A 20479-nucleotide genomic window follows, 5' to 3' on the forward strand; every position below is an offset into this window, starting at 1 on the left:
CCGTTCGGACTCTGCGAGGGGGCATATGCTGGATAATCCGACGCCGTCTTGTGCGGTATATATGTATCGCGATCAAGGCAGTAAACGTTTCTTTCATGTTTTTTAACGGCCTCGAATCCAGCGCTGCGTTTATCAAGTTGAAATAGCAGCGGATTATTTATGCGACGGGTACTTGCGAAAGTTGATCTGAAACCGATAGAACCGGAGCGGTTGGTTTATGATCGCATCGAGCGGAAATCACCAGATCTGACCTGTTAATGGTGCTGGCTGTCGAAGGTCTGCTGAACCAGTGGCGTCCTGGAAAGCTGTAGAACACACGTTTGTCCGGGTGGTTGTACAACTGGGCATGAAGGACTGGAAGTTCATGGTCTCCAAGCAATGCTTGACTGTCGGGCAGCGTGGCGGGGTAAGCCGGTGGCTCGACAAAATAACGAGCATCAATGCCGGAGACTGCAATTTGGTCGAAGGAAAGATCGACTGTCCGGATGATGCCTTCTTCGGTCGTCACGTACACCCTGTCGATAATGTCCGCGCTGTCTTCATAGACGGGCAGATGAACAGTGCAACTTCCGATGTACAGTTTGTTGTTGGTCAGTTTTATCTCAATAGTGCCCAGCGCTGTAGCATCGATATACCAGGTGGAAGAGTGCGACAATCTCACACGGGCGCTGGCGAGACCGCCTGGCGTCGAAATCTTGATGGTCATGTTGGCTACCAGATGAAGGAAGTACGTACCGCCTTCACCTTCCAGGCTCTCCATCGCCGTTTGCGCGGGATGAGATGAAAATTTGGCGCAGGCCCTCCCTGAGCTCAGTTTATAAGGTTCGTTTTCAGGAAGTTCAAACGGGTATTTGCCTCTTCGGTACCGCAGCGGCAACTGAATGAGATGTTTCCAGCGCATGAATTCAGATGTTTTATAGTCCGAAGGTTCTTCTGTTGTGGTGAGTCCGGCATTGGCCATCAGGCCGTCGTTGAAAATAAACAAGTATTGTTGGTTGGGGTGTTCGCGCATGTGTTGCAAGGCGAACCCCATGTCTGCCGACAGTTTGAAGCTCGAAAAATTTCGAAGTGTTAGTGTTTTTTCATCGAATGTATAGATCAAGTCACATTGAATGTCGATCTCGCTTTCTTGACTCACAAAGGCACCGTAGGATACTTCTACTTTTGTCAGTTCGGTGCTCGCGTAATCCAGATAAAGCTTGATGGCTTCTTTGGGGCGTTTTACCGAGCGGAAGATGATGTTTTTATCGGTGTGTGGGAGGTAATAACCGGTGAATCTCTGGTGCTCGATAAAGCAATCGGGGGTGTAAAGAATAGTCGGTTCTATGGGGCTTCCTTGGCGGGTGATCACCGCTTTGACGTATTCGCGTTTAGAGTAGGTTATCGTTTCAGGGAGATCCGGGGTCAGGTGATAGCCGTCCTTGGTAACGAATGTCAGTGTCTTGTTTTTTAACTGACGTTTATTCGCTACTTCTTCATAAACGTCGTGTATGACTACACGGGTTTTCGGCGAATCGTCCATATCAAAATTCAACGTGACCCACAGAGAGTTATCGGCTCTCACCTCGAAACCATCTATCAGGTCCTTTCGGCAGCCCAGTTCAATAATGCTGTTCTCTTTACCGTCTTCGGTGATGGATAGTTGCCCGGGAACATGGGCAACGAAATATTCATCTGCGCCGGCATCACCCCAGGCTTCTGCACCCGAGGCCAGCAGTTGGATGATGTCGTTTCCTGCCCCCGCTCTGACGATGTCGGCGCCATGGGCCTTGATGACGTTGCGCTCCGGGGTTCCGGTCACGGTGCTGGACGCATGCGCTACGGTTTCGACATTTTCGATGCTCTCGACAACGCCGAGCGGGATACGGTTGTTCCCGCTTTCTGTAGCTGAGTCTGCAGTGATCGCATGGACCGTACCGGCCGGCAAGTCGACGTCATATCCGGCCTGTGGCTGCTTCTGGTGATGGTTTTTCAAATCAATCCTGCCCAGGATCAACGAGTCGTCGCCTGCCCCGCCCTTCAACGTCCAGCGATCAGAAAGTTCTAGAGTTGCCTGATGATTGATTTTTGCGCCCTGGAAGACGAAGAAGTCATCCTTCTCGCCGCCTGTCAGTTGTTTGTTTCCAGCGCCGTAGTAGAAAGCGTTCGGCTTCTTTTCTACCCCTTCAATGGAGTCATCACCACCGCCAATGAACCACAGGATGCTCTTTTCTGCTCCTGCTATACCCAGTTCAGCACCGGGCGTTTCGGCTGTCACCCCGTTTCGGCCGTCAATGATGTCGTTGCCGTCCTTTATTTTTGGCTTCATGACGGTATGCCGTTCCCACTTTCTGGTTAACCAGTGATGACGGCCTTCCAGGGTTGGTTCCAGTTCCACGTCGAAACTACCGTTAACGACGGCTTCGGTGGTGTCCTTCAATTGGACGTCGAGCAATGCCCTGGCCGTTTGCTTCAATTGTTTTGCGTGGTCGATCTTGGCTTTGGCGCTGAGAAAACGATTATGGACATCTTCGTCCGGATCCATGAAGCAGAATGCAAACCAGCCTGTGCGCCAGCGTTCTTCGACAGTGAGTTCGATGTAGTCATCGATGTCATCAACTATCCGTACAGCGGCATAGACCTGTGAGCCGAAAGCCATCAATGCTCCGGCAGCAAGGCCCACGGGACCTGCGGCCGAGAAACCGGCCATGGCTGCAGAGCCAAGGATGATCGTCATCGCGCCGCTGGCGACACTCAGGCCACCACTGACATAGAGATCCATCGCTGCCTTGCCAGTGGCATTTTCCGCTGCGATGAATGATCTGACGGCCGTGGTAATGTCGAACGGCAGGGTCAGTGCTCCTCCGACCAAACCACCGGAGCGGCTCAATCTGATTGCGGTACGAGTCTTGGCAAAATCCTTGAAGGCATTCTGGCCAGCCTTGAGCATTCTCGTGGCTTCTTGAGTAATTGTTACGTCGGTGATGATAGAGCCAACTTCTGCGAGAAGGCCGGCACCGTTGATTTTAAGTTCAGTAGAATCGTGGGCTTTGTACGCGTAGTACAAACCGCGAATTCCCATGAATATTCAGAATGCTTGAATGCCGACGCTAGAACCGAGCGTGAAATTGCTCCACGCCTTCGATATCCAATGAGGCGGATTTTTCGGTAAGTTGGCGTGCCGTAGATCCAGTTTGTGTGCTGAATTCAATAGCTTCTCTAATTTGCTGCGAAGTTTTCCTGCGTCATCAGTACGGTCGGTGTCCTCTCTGATCAATCGCGCAGAAGTGATCGGTCGCCGACTGGCCATTTCGAACAGCAGATCTGGCAACAAGTAACTGTCCCGGCCGGTTGCCGATTTCATAATGCTTTCTATATCGTTTAAACTGAACTGTAACGAGTTGATGAAAGATCGCTTCGGTACGCGGAAGAATGTGTTTGTTCCATTTAAAGGCTGGCCGTCAATACGTGCGCCCAATACTGCGAGGGATACTCGTGTTACGGATATAGGGCCGATTTCAATTGGGCCAAAGATACGGTCGTTTATTTTAAGTTGGCTTGTTTTTTCGCTGCTTTGCGCATTTTTCCCGTTAGCTGTCTCACTGTTCAGATCAAGAGTCGAATCAGTGTGTTGATTGGGGCCCAAAGGTTCCAGTTCGGTTATGATAACCGCATCATGATGTATCGAGGCGTCTTGGAAGGGGGTGGCCATTTGAATATCCTTATTCGAGTGGTCTTTATATTGAGCGTCGGGTGGCATGTTAGTGTTGGGTTTTTACTTCTGTATATCTTTGGTTTGTTGCCATGTATTGCACATGCGCAGAAGTTATTGTTGATGTTTTAGTTTGCCATTTTCAGGTTCGAGTGGGTGCAACCGGCCTTGACATTATTAAACCGGTTTTAGGGCCGGTCTGGTTTTGTTTGAACGCTGTATTGTCTTGGCGGGTATCATCGCGGGCGAACTCCCACAGGTTTTGTGAACGGCACGGATCACTGTGGGAGCTTGTTCGCGAAGGCGCCCCTGAGGACGCCGCGGGATCAGAAGTGGAACTTCACCAGGAAGCTGGTCACGTTCTGATTGGTGGTGAACGCACGGGTGTCGTCAATCCCGTACTTGTCTTTCCAGTAGTCGTACTCGACACCCACATACAACTGCTTCTCGCCGAAATTCAGCGCCTTGCCCAAGTCATATTTGACCTGAGGGTTGAAGTGCAGGTTGGCGTGGTATTCGCCACGGTGGTTGACATCGTTGTCGACCACCCAGTCCATGAAACCGTCGATCAGAATATTCGAATCGCCGACCGGGATGGTGTAAGACCAGACCGGCGTGATCTGCCAGACGTTGTCGCCCGGACGCGAACCTTCGGTGTGGCGCTGGTAGAAGTTCAACTGAAAGTAGTCGAAGCCCGGGATCGCCAGGTCAAAGCCAGGACCGATCAGATACGACTCGACGTCGCCTTCACCGAATTCATAAGTCATTGCCAACAGCACGTCTTTGACCGGGCCGAACTCGATTTTCTGGTCGAGAATCTTGCCAAGCGACAGGCGCGGGCTGAATTCGCCATAGTAGGTGTTGTTGCCGACACCGCCGTCTGGTTTGCCGTTATAGAAGATCTTGTCGACGAACAGGAAGTTGTCCCCATACTTCCAGCCGTCGGCGTGCTCGAAGGTCACGGTCTGCTGAATGGCAGGGTTGACCTTGAAGTCCTTGCCGTAGAGGTAGGTCAGGCTGTTGTTTTGCCACTGCAGCAGACCATCGGCCATGGCCTGGCCCCCGGCCAGCATGGATCCCGCGAGTATCAGGCTGGTGCACATACGTTTCATTCGGTTGCTCCCAAAGTAGGTGTTCCACGTTTATTTTTTTAAGATCGGCGCTCTGGTGTGGCGCCTTTTTTCTTCGTTGCAAAAGTCATCCAAACGGTCAGCTTTCATGCTGTTAGCAAAAGCTGAGCCAAGGCTTTCAAAAAGCAAAAAAACGCCCTTTCGTCTGCTGAAAAACAGTCGATTGAGTGTGTTTTCGGGATGCCTCGGCACTGACCGGGGCCGGGATAAGTTGGCTTTTGGGTCAGAAATTAAATCCGGGCTTTTTTTTAGACCGAATTCAAGAGGCCGCGGAGAATACTGACTCCTCGGCCAGCTCTCAAGTGCCCCGCAACAGAGCACTGGCAACAGGTATGGGGCACGGTTGCGGGTCATCTTAAAAGTGCACCTTCGCCGTACTCGTAGGTCATCGCCAGCAGGAACTCGATCTTCTGGCCGAAGTTCTTGCCGTACAAGTCGCTCAGGCTGTTGGTCTGCCACCGCCGTAAATCGCCGGCCATGGCTTGGGAGGCGGCGAGCAGGTCGCCACTCAATAGCGAGTTCGATTGCGTGGGAATCATCGGGTGCTCCCTCTTGTTTTTATTGTTTGAGGCGGGGGTGCTGTTAGTGCTGGTGTGCGTGGCAGTCGTTGATCACTGCGCGCTCTTTGCCGCCGAGGATGTTGAACAACAAGTTCAGCGTCAGTGCGCTGAGGGTTGCCATGGCGATACCGCTATGGGTGATCGGACTCATCCACATCGGCAGATGTGCGAAGAACTCCGGACGGACCACCGGGATCAGCCCCATGCCGATGCTCACCGCCACCAGCAACTGATTGCGACGGTCACCGATGTCGGCTTCTTGCAGAATCTTGATGCCGGTCGCCGCGACCATGCCGAACATCGCAATTGCCGCACCGCCGAGCACGGCCGGTGGAATCGACGCCACGAGGAACGCCGCTTTGGGCAGCAGGCTGAGAACGATCAGCAAGCCACCCGCAACGATCGTCACCGAGCGGCAGCGCACGCCCGTCATCTGTACCAGGCCGATGTTCTGCGCAAAGGAGGAGTGGGTGAAGGTGTTGAAGAACCCGGCGAAAAACGACGCCGCCGCGTCACACATCAAACCGCGACGCAGCATGCGCGGGCAGACGTCCTGGTCGGTGATCTTGCCCAGTGCCAAAAACATTCCGGTGGACTCGACGAAGATGATCACCACGACCAGGCACATCGAAAGGATCGGCGCGAGTTCGAATTTCGGCATGCCGAAATGCAGCGGGGTGACGAACTGAACCCATGGCGCGTTGGCCATGCCGCTCAGGTCGACCATGCCGATGGCGCCGCACAACACGTAGCCGAAGCACATGCCGATCAACACGGAAATATTCACCCAGAAGCCACGCATGAAACGGTGGATCAGCAAAATGGTGCCCAGCACCAGTGCGGCGATGGCCAGATAAATCGGTGAACCGAATTGCGCAGCAGCGGCACCGCCACCGGCCCAATTCACGGCCACGGGAAACAACGACAAACCGATCGAGGTGATGACCGTGCCGGTCACCAGCGGCGGGAAGAAGCGTACGACCTTGGACATGAACGGCGCGATGATCATGCCGAAGAATCCAGCGGCGATGGTTGCACCGAAGATCCCTTGCAGACCGATACCGGGCATGCCGGCCATGGCGACCATGCTGCCGACAGCGGCAAAACTGGCGCCCATCATCACGGGCATGCGGATGCCCATCGGGCCGATGCCGAGCGACTGCACGATGGTGGCGATGCCGGCGACCAGCAGGTCGGCGTTGATCAGGAAGGCGATTTCTTCACGACTCAGGCCAGCGGCCTGTCCGATGATCAGCGGCACCGCGATGGCGCCACCGTACATCAGCAGAACGTGTTGCAAACCGACCAGGATCAGTTGCAAAAAGGGCAAACGCTGAATGGCGGGTGCGTCGGGGATGCGCGCTTTGGACAGCTCGGACATGCAACACCTCGGATCTTTTTTATTCTTGTGATTGAACAGCTGTCGGGTTGCTCACAGCTGTTTCTTTGCATCAGGTAAACCTGTGGGAGCGGGCTTGCTCGCGAAGGGGCCATAACATTCAACATCACGTTGACTGCCCCGACGCTTTCGCGAGCAAGCCAGCTCCCACAGGGATAAAGGGTGTCCTTGTGGGAACGAGCCTGCTCGCGAAATTTTCAGGGCTTAGTTGGTCTGGGCTCCCTGCGCGATCCATGCACCGATCAGGTCACGTTCCTGCTGGGTCATCTGTGTGATGTTGCCCAGTGGCATGATCTGTGTGGTGATGGCTTGCGCTTGGATCCGCGCCGCGTTCTGGCGGATCTGCTCGGGGGTGTCGAACATCACACCCGCTGGCGCTGCGCTGAACAACGGGCTGGTTGGTTTGGCCGAATGGCAGACCGCGCAACGTTCCTGGATCACGTTGTGCACCTTGTCGAACGCAGGACCTGCATTGGACGCTTGCGCCGGTGCAGCAGGGGCAGCCGGAGCTGCAGGTGCCGCCGCTTCAGCCGGTTTCGCGCCACCACCCAGCGCCGTTTCCGGCAGCGGCTGGTATTCGATTTTCGCAGGCGCCTTGGCCACGTCCGGGCTGGTCATCGGTGCAGGGCCGGTGACGTAAGCCAGGCTGATCATGCCCACCGCTGCCACCGGCAGTGTCCAGGCAAACTTGTGGCTGTCGTGACGGGTGTTGAAGTAGTGACGCACCAACACTGCCAACACGGCGATCCCGGCCAGGATCAACCAGTTGTACTGGCTGCCATAAGTGCTCGGGAAGTGGTTGCTGATCATGATGAACAGCACCGGCAGGGTGAAGTAGTTGTTGTGACGCGAACGCAGCAAGCCTTTGGCGGGCAGCGCCGGGTCCGGGGTGCGGTTCTCGGCAATCGCGGCGACCAGTGCGCGCTGCGCCGGCATGATGATACGGAACACGTTACCGACCATGATGGTGCCGATGATCGCGCCGACGTGCAGGTAAGCACCACGACCGCTGAATACTTTGCTGAAGCCATACGCCGCGCCGATGATCAGCACGAAAAGAATGAAACCGAGCAGAGCAGGGCGTTTGCCCAGGGCCGAGTCGCACAGGAAGGAGTAGATGAACCAGCCCAGGAACAGCGAGCCAATACCGATGGCCACGCCTTCAGGGCCGCTCAGCGTGCTGCCCGGAGCCAGCAGATAGAGCGTCGGGTTGGAGTAGAACACCACGCACAGCAGCGCGATACCCGACATCCAGGTGAAGTAGGCTTCCCATTTGAACCAGTGCAGGTTTTCCGGCATTGCCGGTGGGGCCAGTTTGTATTTTTCCAGGTGATAGATACCGCCGCCGTGGATCGCCCACAGGTCACCGGCCAGACCGGTTTTCGGGTTGACGCGGTTGAGGTTGTTCTCCAGCCAGACGAAGTAGAACGACGCGCCGATCCAGGCCACGCCAGTAATCATGTGAACCCAGCGCACGCTCAGGTTCAGCCATTCCAACAGATGTGCTTCCACAGTCTTTACCTCTCGCCTGTCACTCTTGTTGTCGAGTGATCAGACCTTCTCTTATTGGTGGGGGGCGAGGATCAAACGCTCATCCTCTTTGAAAAAATGCTCATCGCAGTTATTGCCTGTGCCACTGCGATCAACCACCAGGAAGTCATCCCGCTTTTCGATCGTCAGCACCGGGTGGTGCCAGACGCCGCGATGGTAATTAATGCCCTGCCTGCCGTTGGTGACGAAGGCGCGGACCAAGCCTGATACAGGTTCATCGCCAAGTGGCGCGACCACGATCAGAAAGGGGTTGCCGAGCAGCGGAATGAAAGCCTGGCTGCCCAGCGGATGGCGTTCCAGCATGCAAACGGTCAGCGGCATGTCCTGCGCGTCGGCGCGGAAGATGCTGATGATCGCGTTGTCCTCAGGCTGGGCGGTTTCGACCGTCGCCAGTTTGTGGAAGCGCATGGTCGAACCGTTGTTGATCATGAAGTGATCGCTGCCGTCGGTTTCGATCACGTCACCGAAAGGGGCGAAGGCTTCTTTGGTCAGCGGTTCAATCGTCAGTGTGCGCATGCTGTTCTTCTTATCCGAATACTATGTTGACTGTTCTGACGCCTTTGCGAGCAGGCTCGCTCCCACATTTGGAATGCAATCCCCTGTGGGAGCGAGCGTGCTCGCGAATGGCTTCACTGCTTACTTAGCGACCTTGCCCAGTACGCGCAGGCGACTCACACCACCATCAGGGAACACGTTCAGACGAATGTGAGTGATCGGGCCCAGTGCCTTGATCTGCTCGGCGAAGGTGTGTTCGGCGTGCATTTCCAGCTTCTGGCTTGGCAGCAGTTCGCGCCAGAACAGCGACTGGGTTTCGATCTGGCTGTCGGTGCCGCCTTTCACGAATGCGCCCTGGATCGAGCAGGTGTCCGGGTAGTTGCCCTTGAAGTGCAGGGTGTCGACGATGATTTTTTCGATCTCGCCCGGGTGACCCAGCGCAACGATGACCCAGTCATTGCCCGGAGTACGACGACGTGCAGTTTCCCAGCCGTCGCCCATGTTGATGCCACGGCCCGGGTTGAGGATGTTGCTCATGCGGCCGAAGTGTTCATCGGAGCAGGCGAGGGCGCGGCCACCGTTGAGGGCTGCAGCAAGGTCGACTTGCTCGTTGTCGCCAACAGCAGACCAGTCGCGGAACGGCACGCCATACACGCGTAGACGGGCTACGCCGCCGTCCGGGTAGATGTTGAAGCGCAGGTGGCTGAACGCTTGGTCGTGGCTGATTTCGTGGTAGTGGTGGCTGTTGCCCTGCAGCTCGACGGCCGACAGCACTTCGGTCCACTGGGTGTTTTCGTCAGGCTCGCCCGAGGCCAGGAAGCACGCTTCCAGCGAGGCCGATGGCGGGAAGTTGCCGGTGAAGAATGAAGTGTCGATGTCCACGCCTTTGATCGAGCCCGGTACGCCCAAACGAATCACCGCGCTGTCGTAGCCTTCAAAGCGCTTGCGACGCGATTCCCAGCCGTCCATCCACTTGCCGTTGTCATCGAACACGCCCTCCTTCCACACGGCCGGGGTCGGTTGGAACAGACGATTGGCGTCTGCGAACCAGTCATCGGTGACCGAGATGATTTTGGTGCCCAGACGGGCATCGGCCAGGTTGACGAACTTCTCGAAAGGTACGGCGTAAGCTTTCATTCTTCTTGTCTGCCTTTAATAAGTTGGCTGGGGATGCTTGCGAGGCCCTGGGCATTCTCCGCGTCTGACATGCTCGGGCCAGGCTTGCTAAAGAGTCAGTAAACGGAACAGGGCGATCTTGTTGATCTGCGCCAGCGCGCATTTGAGTTCGGTGTCGACCGAGTTGTGAATGCGCGTTTCGAACGCTGCGAGGATCTGATGCCGGTTGCTGCCTTTTACCGCCATGATGAAGGGAAACTTGAACTTGGCTTTGTAGGCGTCGTTCAGCTCGGTGAAGCGCTGGAACTCTTCGGCCGTGCATTGGTGAATCCCCGCGCCCGACTGTTCTTCAGTACTGGCCGCGGTCAACTGGCCCTGAACGGCAGCTTTGCCGGCCAGGTCCGGGTGAGCGTTGATCAGTGCCAGTTGGCTGGCATGATCGGCGCTCAACAGGATGTCGCTCATGCGCTGGTGCAGGGTTTCGATCTCGTCGATCGAAGCGTCCGCGCCCAGGTCATAGGCCTTCTCGGCCACCCATGGCGAATGTTCGTAGATGTCGGCGAAGGCTTTGACGAAGGCGTCGCGGCTCAGGGTCGACGGTTGCAGGGTTTGAAAGCGGCTCATTGGGCGGCCTCTTGGTACGGGTGGGTTTCGTGCCAGTGACGTGCGATGTCGACGCGGCGGCTGAACCACACCTGTTCATGACTTTTGGCGTATTCGATAAAGCGTTTGAGCGATGCGAGGCGACCCGGACGGCCGATCAGACGGCAGTGCAGACCGATCGAGAGCATCTTCGGTGCTTCGGCGCCTTCGGCGTACAGCACATCGAACGCGTCTTTGAGGTATTCGAAGAAATCGTCACCCTTGTTGAAACCCTGCACTTGGGTGAAGCGCATGTCGTTGGTGTCGAGGGTGTACGGGATCACCAGATGCGGCTTGCCGGTCGGGTTGTTCGGTTCCCAGTAAGGCAGGTCGTCGTCGTAGGTGTCGCAGTCGTAGAGGAAACCACCTTCTTCCATCACCAGGCGACGGGTGTTCGGGCCGGTGCGACCGGTGTACCAACCCAGTGGGCGTTCGCCGGTGATTTCGGTGAGGACGCGGATCGCTTCGAGCATGTGCTCGCGTTCCTGCGCTTCATCCATGTACTGGTAGTCGATCCAGCGATAGCCGTGGCTGCAGATCTCGTGGCCGGCATCGACCATCGCACGGATCACATCCGGATGGCGCTGGGCGGCCATGGCAACGGCGAAGATGGTCAGCGGAATGTCGAATGCCTTGAACAGCTTGAGGATCCGCCAGACGCCGGCGCGGCTGCCATACTCGTAAAGCGATTCCATGCTCATGTTGCGCGCGCCTTGCAGCGGCTGAGCGGCAACCATTTCAGACAGGAAGGCTTCGGATTCTTTGTCGCCGTGCAGAATGTTGCGCTCGCCGCCTTCTTCGTAATTGAGTACGAACGACAGGGCGATGCGGGCATTGCCCGGCCAGTGTGGGTGAGGAGGGTTACTGCCGTAACCGATCAGGTCGCGTGGGTAGTCAGCGCTCACTGCAGTCTTCCTTCTTATTCGTTGACAGAGTTGTGTGGCGGCCTGGCAGGCTGGCGTCACAGCGATGGGCTGATTGTATACAACTTTATTCTCAATTTGTAAGCCTGATTTTTTGCATTTTTCACCGACTGTCATCTTTTACGGCCAATGGCGTGAGCCTGCAAGAAACCTGCCTGGTCAGTCAGCTAATGGATCGCAGGCTCAATAGATAAGTGCGTAGGGGGCAGATCCTGGGCAAACGCCCGAGTGTCGGGGGTGAAGTGAAAAATGTCGTTTTTATTGTGTACAATTTTTTTGAAAAGTGTCTTAATCAGTCGCTCGCCGCAACTTTTCGTGCTCCGAATCGGTGCGGTCTCCTTTTCACCTGACTTCGGGAGGCGCGAAGTCTGACTGCTCTTTGCGGCCAGGCGCGCAGAATCAATGGGACGTTTGACAACTCACGTATTGGACGCTGCACACGGTTGCCCGGGCAGCTCGATCAAGGTCGAGCTCTACCGCGTTGAAGGTTCGCACCTGGAATTGGTCGCCAGTGCACTCACCAACAGCGATGGCCGGGTTGATGCGCCGCTGCTGCAAGGCGATGACTATCGTAGCGGGGTTTATCAGGTCCAGTTCCATGCGGGCGACTACTACCGCGCCCGTGGCGTTCAGTTGCCTGAGCCGGCATTTCTGGACGTGGTCGTGCTGCGCTTCGGCATCTCAGCCGAGCAGGATCACTACCATGTGCCATTGTTGATTTCGCCTTACAGCTATTCCACCTATCGGGGCAGCTGACCCCCAAGCAGCTGCCCCTACCGGGAAGCGACTGCGCATATAGCTTCTTTGGTCTTTTGCCCGCTCACACTGCGGGCTTTTTTTCGCCAGGTGAGTGCAATCGTACCGCTCACCTGACAGCACCCTTTGAGATATTCTGAATGTTCTCCCAGCGACGCGCCGGAAGAACATCAGTATCAATGATCAGGCAGTGAAATCTTGAATAGATCTGGAGTCTGATGGGGGCATTGATTAAATACTTTCAGGTCGGAGTAACTTATTTTTCGAGACTTATTGCTGTCTAGAATCCACTTGCGCTCCGGTATGTTGAATTTTAGTTTTCCGGTACTGCCATCATTCATTGCAATGTGCTTGACCGGGAGTTCGCGTTGTTTAATGGCAGAAAGTTCCTTGGGAAGCTCGGTTTCAGCATCGACTGGTGGCACAAAAAAACGAGCGTCCAGACCGATAATGGAAAAATTTTCAAAAATGAGATTGACGGTATAAATGACGCCCATTGGCGCAATCACGAGGATTTCGTCAATAAGGTCTTCGGGATGCGAATATTGAGGTACATGAATCGTAGTCGTTCCAATATACAGTTTGTTATTTGCCAGGCTGATTGTGAATTCGCTGAGTTCAGTGGCATCAAGTTCCCAGGTCGTCGAGTTTCTCAACCTGTCTTTGGCGTTGGCCAGCCCGCCGGGAGTCGAAACTCGTAAAACTCTATTGTCAGACAGATGAAGAATATGGACGCCTCCCGCACCCTCTATGTTGTCGATGGCTATCTGTTCGCTCACAGGTAGTACCGTGGCGCAACGAACCAAACGGTCCACCTCCAGCGTCTCGGTTTCGGGAAGTTCAAAAACTGCATCGTCTTTCATTCGTAACGGAAAACGGTAGTCGTGGCTGGTAAGCGTATTTCCGCTGACGCTATGCTTATAGTGTTTCGGTGGGATGGCGTATTGTTTCTCAAGGTTAAGGGTGTGGGCTTTTTCATCCCTGAACACCAGCATGTATCCATGAATGGACACTTTTTCCATGGCTTGTTTGAGTGCGGCGTCGAGTGTGGTTTCCGTATATTGTCCAAATCCGGAAATCTGCAGCAGATTTTTTCCAAAGTAAAACAGGAAATCACATGAAACGTTGACTTTGTTTTTGTCGGCTGCCTTGTTCATCTCTATGGATGGTGTTGTCGCAAATGCCACATGGGCGCTCGTCAATTCGGAACTGTCATAGTCGAGGAATATACGAGTGCCGTAATAAGAGCTGGGGTTGCGTTCGGTTACGAATTGAGTGTGTGAGTTAAAACGCTGAACGTAATAGTGTGTGTTGCGGTCGGTAGGAACACTGCACAGGGATTTGTGGAGGATGACCGTGTTCTCCGGGCGGCCGGCTTTGATGATTTCGGCTTTGATTTCAATGGGGTTGTAGTGTTCTATTGTTTCAGGAAGGTCAGGCTTCAGATAATAACCATCCCTGGTAATAATGGTCAGTTTGTTGTTTTTCAGGGCTCGATGTTCGCCAGACTCTTTGTAAACGTCATCGATGCATACCTTGTAGCGGCGCCCATAATGAAAATCGAACTTTAATATGATAATGAGACGGTGCCTGCGCAATTCCCATTTCTCAATATGATCCATTCTCCAGCCCAGCGAGATAATACTTTCCTCAACACCATCTTCTGTAATGCCTACTGAGCCCTCCGCCAGCGCCACATAATAAAAATCCGCTCCGGATTGGCCGAATGCGGACCCACCACCCAGCAGGTAAATTTGGTCATTACCCGCACCGGCGTAGATTTTGTCATTGCCTCTGGACTTGATTACATTGGATTCATCCGTGCCAGTGACAATACTCGTTCCGCCTGGCAGGGTTTCCACATTTTCAATACTGTCGAGTTGTGCTTTCAAGGAATATTTTTTTGAGCCTTCAATCCACGGTTCCGGACCGGGTGTGAAGACCCGCAAGGTGCCCGCCGACAGGTCGACATCGATGCCCCGACCGGATGTACGAAACAACTGTTCGCCCTCAAGAATCAACGTGTCGCTGCCTGCACCACCCTTAAGTGTGGAAAACTCAGCACTTTCGATATTGCTTTCGAGCACTTGAGCCGCATTCTCGGCGACGAATTTGTCATCTTTATCACCCCCTGTCAGATTCTTTGTCCCCGATCCGTAACAAAAGTTATTGGGTTTTTTTTCGACCCCGATAATCGTGTCGTCTCCCTCACCCATCAGCCAGATAACACCTTTATTTTCCCCTGGGGAGCCGAGTACTGCGCCGGGCGTTTGCGCGGTGACGCCGTTTCGTGCATCAATCGTATCGGCCAGACCCACTACTTCAGGTACGTAGACGATCGGCATGATATCCAGCCCCCATTTTCTTGCTTGCACTCTTCTTTTCTTCAGTCTGTCTTCGTAGTTGCCATGTACGATGGCCTCAGTGGTGTCCTTATGTGTCTGGTCAAGCATGTTTCTGGCTGCCGTATGCAACCGCTTGGCAGTTTCGATTTTTGCTTTGGCAAGTTCGTAGCGATTCTTGATGTCTTGATCGATTTCCATCAACGGCACAAACGAGAACCATCCGGTACGCAAGCGCTCCTCAGCGGTCAGCTCAATGTAGTCGTCGATTTCGTCAACCACACGAACTGCCCCGTAGATTTGTGAGCCGATGGCCATGAATAGACCACATGCAAGGCCGACGGGGCCTGCGGCAGAGAAGCCGGCCATGGCGGCGGCCCCCAGAATGACGGTCATGGCAGCACTGGCAACATTCAAACCTCCGCTGACGTAATGATCCATGGCTTCTTTGCCGGTTTTATTGCTGGCGGCATTGAACTCTTTGACTGCGCTATAGATATCGAACGGTAACGTCAGCGCTCCCCCAGCAAGCCCGCCTGAGCGGCTCAATCTGATTCCGGATCTGGTTTTGACGAAGTCCTTCATCGCACCATTGCCAGCCTCAAGCATGCGCTGCCCGGCTTTGGTGAGGGCAATGTCCGTGACAATCGACCCGACTTCCACCCCGACACCGACACTGTTGAAAATGATTTCATCCTTCTCATTCTTCTGGACGGCATCGTAAATACCCCGAATGCCCATGAAGATGCCGAAGGCCTGAATACCTACGCTTGCGCCGACGGTGGAATGATTTTTGATGATGATCCAGCTTGGACTGCTTTTCTTTTTTGAGTAAGCCACTCGCAGATCAAGATTTTGGGCCGAGTTCAGAAGCCGAGACATTTTTTTGTGGTAGCCACCTTCCTCGACTTTCACACCGGCTTCTTCTCTTATTACCGGAGGAGCAGTGGGCGGGCGCAAGTTGGCCATCTCGAACAGCAGTGAGGGGAGTAGATAGTCACCGCCGAAAGTAGAAATTTTCATGCGTTTCTCGATTTCGGGGTAGCTCAGTTGCAGGGAGTTTACGAATGATCGAGGGGGTGTACGAAACTGAGTGTTATGGCCAGTCAGCGGTTGACCATCAATAGTCGCACCCAAAGCATCCAGGCCGCGTCGAGTTATTGTGTAGGGGCCTATTTTAAAAGGGCCGAACAGATCGTCGAGCATCTTGAGTTGACCGGGTTTACGTCGACTGTTCTCGGGCGCCGTATTATTACCATCGTTGTCGATGTCAGCTTCGAAGTCCATCGTCGAGGCGGTTCGTTCGTTGGCATGAATTCCCATATCGAAAACGGCGATAGCGTCATCTTGTGGGTAGGTTTTTTCAACCGGGATGGGCGTTGACATCTAAACTTCCTTGTTGGTGATGTTTAACTTGAAAAGTATCGCTGGGCGCTGCTGCGGTAAAGCTGGTATTTGATGCAATAAGTTTTTTTGTTTTTTGTTTTTTGTTTTTTGTTTTTCGCAGCAGCTGACGATCGTGCGCTGTTTTTCGCAAGCGTGGTCTGGAAGGATATGACGCAGAGTTAGTGTTATGTGTTTTCTGCCGGGCGGGTCGCTTAATCGTTCTGATCAGCGCTCTCTTATGATGAACAGCGTTGTTTGTCCCAGAGCATCAGTTTGAACACCTCCGAGCAGATAGACAATTTTGTTTGCATCCATGTAACTGGCCAGAGGGCGCTGTTGCTGATCGACCCGGGTCTGCAACATGGCAGAGGTCAGTGTCAACCCCGGGGCGATGGGGCGCTTTAGTCTCCCACCGATAATGTCGGGAAGGTTCAATACGAATACCGCGTCTATTGTTTCCCGGTGAAACAGCAAAACATCCTCGCTGTGCGGCTCAAATGTGGAACTGATGACATAACCGTCATCCTCCAGCACATGGCTGAACAGCAATCGCAAGCTGGATATTGCAGGCGCCTTTGCATACGCGTTCCAGTGGTGGGGGAATCGTCCTGGATCGAGATCCAGACGCTGCAGGCCCTCTCCCAATACCGAAGGAATTGCCAATGATGTACCGTGGCCTCTGCCTTGTTCGCTGAAGAGGTCGCGCAACATCAACAAGGGGTCAGCGAGTTCGCGTCGCGGGGGTTGCAGGAAGCTCCTGTCCGTCCAGTAGCTAAATGTCTGGTTCAAGACGGCCAACCCATGAGCGGTGATGATTTCGGATCGATTTGCCTGATTGAATATGGCCCGGGCAAGAAAACTTACAGACTGATCCGACAAGTATCTGAACGTCCGGGAAATATATTGAGTGATGGGCATTTCAAAAGGGAAACGCCGGTCCAGGACAATCCACCGATCATTTCTTTTGATCGCCCACTTTGGTTGCAAAGACGGATTGTCGCGGAGCATGTATTCGAAGGCGTCATACAACGCGGGCGAAAACAAAGGATGTTGCAAATAGGCGAGCCGCGAGTCGGAATTGAGCGTCTGCTGGACAATGCGATAATAAAGCTCGTCTATCTCGATGTGTTGGCCCAGTTGCGGTTGAATTCTTTTTCCCCAGTTGCGCCACAGCCCATAAGACAGATTAATGGCTTGCGGGTTGGCTGACAGCAGGCGCTCGGTCAACGTTTGTGTCTGGTGAGGGGCATCATCCAGGTGCGGTGGCTTACTTGGGCCCGGTATCGGTTCTTCAGTGTCGGTTGGAAGGCGACGCCTGTCTTGCTGCGAACGCTCTGGTACGGGATCGGTTTCAGGGGCTTTGCGACGCCAGATTTTCGTTCCGGGGATCTGTTCAAAATAGATATCCGGCGAGTAGGTTGTCGTCGCGAATGCTTGCTGATACTCATCGGCGGCGTTTTTACGCACCATGACCGTTCCGTCTACCGTGTCAACGTAGGTTTTGCGATGTTTGTCATGTCTGATTCCGTCCGGCGTGTTCTCTGCGGGAGAGAGTTGGGCCGCGTCCCAAGGGTTCAGGAATACCGGTGCTTCTGGCGGCCGGGGGGCATCAGCGGTGGTATGTGGTCTGTCCGCCTCGGAATCGTTGGTCAGCCAGTCCGGGCGTTCGAAGGTCCAGGTCGGCTGGCGCTCGGATTTGTTCAGGAAAGGGCCAGGCAGCGTCGGCATGAAGTCGAAAGGCACTTGATATCGGCCGTCGCCCTGGCGCTGGACAAGGATATGCCCCTCATTTTCGACGTGAGCATAGAGCTTGCCATCCGGACTGGTGAAAAGACCGCTGTCAGATCCGAGAGGATTCAACATGTGCAACCGATCGGCAGGCCACGTAATCGAGCGTAGAACGGTACTAACGGTTTTCGGGCGGGTATCAGGCATTTCGCTGACCCTTACAGAAGGCGGCGGCGAAGAGCTCCCGGTATAACCATGAGAGGGAATTGTGGGCGTTTGATTGTCCCCCGGCACTCTCCAGAACGCGCTATCGAAGTTCAGCCGATTACTTTCCAGAGTGCCCGGCGAAGGACTTCTGGGCGTTGGAGGTGTATGGGGCGCAGCTATACCGTGCACAGGCTTCGGTGGTTTGGCCATTAATATATTCTCTCTATTTAAATATAAGGTGCGTATTGTTCGATGCGGCGCTGAGGGCTAGCGCCATAAAGCGGCCACTAAAAAATAATCAAGACGTTTGGCCGATTGCAGTAAAGCATTCGCGCTAAATAGCGAGTTTCATCCCTCCCTCACGACAAAGAGCGTTGGTGTGTAAGGGGTTGATTCTTGTACGCCGCCGATTAAATAGACGATTTCGTTTTGTGCAAGATAACTGTCCAGTTTTTCTTTCTCCGGCGACTTTAGTTTGTTTCGAAACACTGGATTAGTGAGTTCTGAACCAGCAGTCGTGCTACGAGGAACAGTATCGCCGGTGAAGCGTGGAAGTTTTAATACGAACACCGCGGCAACACCTTGCCGGTGAAATATCAAAGCGTCTTCGCTGTGCTGCCGCGTGGACGGGTTGATGCTATAGCCGCTCTGTTGCAGGACGAAACTGAACAAGTTATGCAAACCGGCGCTGGTCGGTGCGGCCGTGTAGGTGCCCCATTCCTGGGGAAAGCGCTGTGGATCAAAGTCCAAGCGCTGCAGAAGATCGGAGCCTCGGGCAGGCAGAGTTAGCAATCCGCCCGGCACGAGAGGGGAGGGCTGTGTTTGCAGCTTTGGCAACATCACCAACGGATCGGAAAGACTGTGCAAGACTTTCTCGTTAGTGACCCGGTCTGTCCAGTGACGGAGTGTCAGGGCCATCACCGAGATTCCATGGGCGTTGATCCCTTCAGGTCGGCTGGCTCGCGTAAATACGGCTCGGGCGACAGCGCTGGCCGAATGTTCCGACAGATAGTTGAAAGCGTCGCAGACGTATTGCGTCAAGGGTTTGGTAAACGGCGGATGGTTATCCAGAACTTTCCATTGGCCATCCCGTTTCAGCGCCCATTTTGGTTGGCGCGAAGGCTCATCGCGCAACATGTTTTCGAATGCGTCGAAGTGATCAGGTACGAATGCTGGATGTTGCAAATAGACCAGTCCGGTCTCTGGGCGTAAACCTTGGCTTACGATCACATAGTGCTGACCGTCTATTTCGACAGACTCGCCTGTCTCCGGTCCTATGGATTTTCCCCAGTTTTTCCATTGGCCCAAGGACAAGTCCAGTGCGCTCGTTTGTTGATGAAAAAGATTCTGCACCAGTGCACCGGCATCGGTCGCGACATGGGTTTCATCCGACACACGGAAGCGTTTACTTGGGCCCGCCGTTACTTCGGGCGTGTCGGCAAGGGCTTGATCAATCTCAGGGAGAGGGCGTTTCGAGGGGGTGTTGACAGGTTCAATTTGGCGCCAGAGGGTTGTATCGGGAATTTGTTCAACCCATTCACCGGACGGGCTCGATTCCCCTGCGTGGGTCTGGCGGTAACCGCCCTTGTCTTTGCGCACCATGACGATTCCTCCTTCCATTTCGACATACGCCTTTTTGAACTTGTCGTAGCGGATGCCTTCCGATGTGGCTGGATTTCTTTTCAGTTGGGCGGCCGATTTGTCATCGATGAATACCGGATGCTTTGGCCTGTCGCCAAGCGATGTATCGACAACCGGAACCTGATGGGGGGGTGGTGTGTCCTGGGTTCGCGCCACGGTTGCAGTGTGCCGCGAGGGCTGTGGATCTGGCAGGCGATTGATGATGACACTGGCGCGCGGGATGGATGTCCCTGGCGAGGCGATGGATGAGTGGGCAGTCGATATCGGATCCCCACCTACAGCGCCTGAGACGGATAAGGTGGGGTCGCTGTGGGTACCTGTAAGCGGCGACGGGCTTCTTGGTGTTGTCGTAGACGTCTGCGGCGAAGGCGAGCCTGGCGTTTTCTTGGATGGCTTTAACATTGCGTTGCTCCGATGAATTGTGGATTCATTTATCCGAAAGGACGCGCCGGGTAATAGAAGCGCAACTGCGAGGTTGCCTGCGGCGAGTCTTCAAGGGAGCGATGTTCAGTAAAATGGCGTCAGCGCGTGCGGTATATATGTCTTGATCCAAAAACAATGATGCAAGGCATTACCGGTTTGTAGAGGGCCGATATGACGCTCCCCTCGCCGTTGGCGGGCGAGGGGAGAACGACAGTCAGCGCTCTCTAATAATGACCACCGCTACCGGATTCGACGCAACCTTCGCCACCCCGCCTACCAGCCAGACCACTTTGTTTTGGGCCTCGGCGGTCTGAAGAGCGAGCAAGGCGGCACTGCCGATTCTTTGTGGCAAATTCGGATCAGCGAGTTCGTTGCCCGGGGTATGCGATAGACCTGGATCTCCGACCGTTCCCAGTTTGAGATAAAAGACCTCTTGATGATTTGTGCGTCTGAATACCAACGTAGGACTGCGGTGTTCATATGTCAGGG

14 protein-coding genes are annotated in these 20479 nt (G+C 54.4%); 1 reads left to right on the forward strand and 13 read right to left on the reverse strand.

What is annotated here, in order from left to right; genetic code table 11:
- Positions 1-157: 157 nt before the first annotated feature.
- The 10 genes from AACY18_RS25605 to puuE all read right to left on the reverse strand — a co-directional run bounded on the left by AACY18_RS25605 (position 158) and on the right by puuE (position 11489).
- On the reverse strand, positions 158-3046 hold the full coding sequence (locus AACY18_RS25605) for a calcium-binding protein (protein ID WP_339466482.1): 2889 nt from the start codon (positions 3044-3046) through the stop codon (positions 158-160).
- Between the two features lie 21 nt (positions 3047-3067).
- Entirely contained in the window at positions 3068-3691 is a 624-nt protein-coding gene (locus tag AACY18_RS25610) for a hypothetical protein (RefSeq protein ID WP_339466483.1), read from the reverse strand.
- A 326-nt stretch (positions 3692-4017) separates the two neighbouring features.
- Positions 4018-4803 carry an outer membrane protein OmpK gene (locus tag AACY18_RS25615; protein ID WP_339433959.1) on the reverse strand — a complete coding sequence of 262 codons (786 nt, stop codon included), beginning with the start codon at positions 4801-4803 and terminating at the stop codon, positions 4018-4020.
- Between the two features lie 368 nt (positions 4804-5171).
- Positions 5172-5360, reverse strand: a complete 189-nt coding sequence (locus AACY18_RS25620; RefSeq protein ID WP_339433967.1) for a hypothetical protein — start codon at positions 5358-5360, stop codon at positions 5172-5174.
- A gap of 43 nt (positions 5361-5403) precedes the next feature.
- The gene (locus AACY18_RS25625; RefSeq protein WP_339433960.1) at positions 5404-6762 is read right to left on the reverse strand and encodes a nucleobase:cation symporter-2 family protein; all 1359 of its coding nucleotides are present in this window, start codon (positions 6760-6762) and stop codon (positions 5404-5406) included.
- A gap of 222 nt (positions 6763-6984) precedes the next feature.
- Complete coding sequence (locus AACY18_RS25630; protein ID WP_339433961.1) at positions 6985-8292, reverse strand: urate hydroxylase PuuD; 1308 nt, start codon at positions 8290-8292, stop codon at positions 6985-6987.
- Between the two features lie 51 nt (positions 8293-8343).
- Complete coding sequence (locus AACY18_RS25635) at positions 8344-8847, reverse strand: ureidoglycolate lyase (RefSeq protein WP_016982872.1); 504 nt, start codon at positions 8845-8847, stop codon at positions 8344-8346.
- A gap of 120 nt (positions 8848-8967) precedes the next feature.
- Positions 8968-9963 (reverse strand): allantoicase, encoded by a 996-nt coding sequence (gene alc, locus AACY18_RS25640; RefSeq protein WP_339433962.1) that lies wholly within the window; start codon positions 9961-9963, stop codon positions 8968-8970.
- Between the two features lie 87 nt (positions 9964-10050).
- Positions 10051-10566 carry a 2-oxo-4-hydroxy-4-carboxy-5-ureidoimidazoline decarboxylase gene (gene uraD / locus AACY18_RS25645; protein WP_339466484.1) on the reverse strand — a complete coding sequence of 172 codons (516 nt, stop codon included), beginning with the start codon at positions 10564-10566 and terminating at the stop codon, positions 10051-10053.
- The gene (gene puuE, locus AACY18_RS25650; protein WP_339466485.1) at positions 10563-11489 is read right to left on the reverse strand and encodes an allantoinase PuuE; all 927 of its coding nucleotides are present in this window, start codon (positions 11487-11489) and stop codon (positions 10563-10565) included. Before puuE ends, uraD begins: the two co-directional genes overlap by 4 nt.
- 420 nt (positions 11490-11909) lie before the next feature.
- On the opposite strand from puuE, the gene uraH reads away from it, so the two are divergent.
- Positions 11910-12263, forward strand: a complete 354-nt coding sequence (gene uraH / locus AACY18_RS25655; protein ID WP_339433965.1) for a hydroxyisourate hydrolase — start codon at positions 11910-11912, stop codon at positions 12261-12263.
- 176 nt (positions 12264-12439) lie between these two features.
- Here the strand turns inward: uraH and AACY18_RS25660 are convergent, their stop codons facing one another.
- The 3 genes from AACY18_RS25660 to AACY18_RS25670 form a co-directional block, all read right to left on the reverse strand.
- Positions 12440-15991 carry a calcium-binding protein gene (locus tag AACY18_RS25660; protein WP_339466486.1) on the reverse strand — a complete coding sequence of 1184 codons (3552 nt, stop codon included), beginning with the start codon at positions 15989-15991 and terminating at the stop codon, positions 12440-12442.
- A gap of 225 nt (positions 15992-16216) precedes the next feature.
- The gene (locus AACY18_RS25665) at positions 16217-17926 is read right to left on the reverse strand and encodes a hypothetical protein (RefSeq protein WP_339466487.1); all 1710 of its coding nucleotides are present in this window, start codon (positions 17924-17926) and stop codon (positions 16217-16219) included.
- Positions 17927-18274: 348 nt separating this feature from the next.
- The gene (locus AACY18_RS25670) at positions 18275-19969 is read right to left on the reverse strand and encodes a hypothetical protein (RefSeq protein WP_339466489.1); all 1695 of its coding nucleotides are present in this window, start codon (positions 19967-19969) and stop codon (positions 18275-18277) included.
- Positions 19970-20479 lie beyond the last annotated feature (510 nt).

The sequence above is a fragment of the Pseudomonas sp. EA_65y_Pfl2_P74 genome (assembly GCF_963970575.1).
GTDB classification, from domain to species: Bacteria; Pseudomonadota; Gammaproteobacteria; order Pseudomonadales; family Pseudomonadaceae; genus Aquipseudomonas; species Aquipseudomonas baetica_A.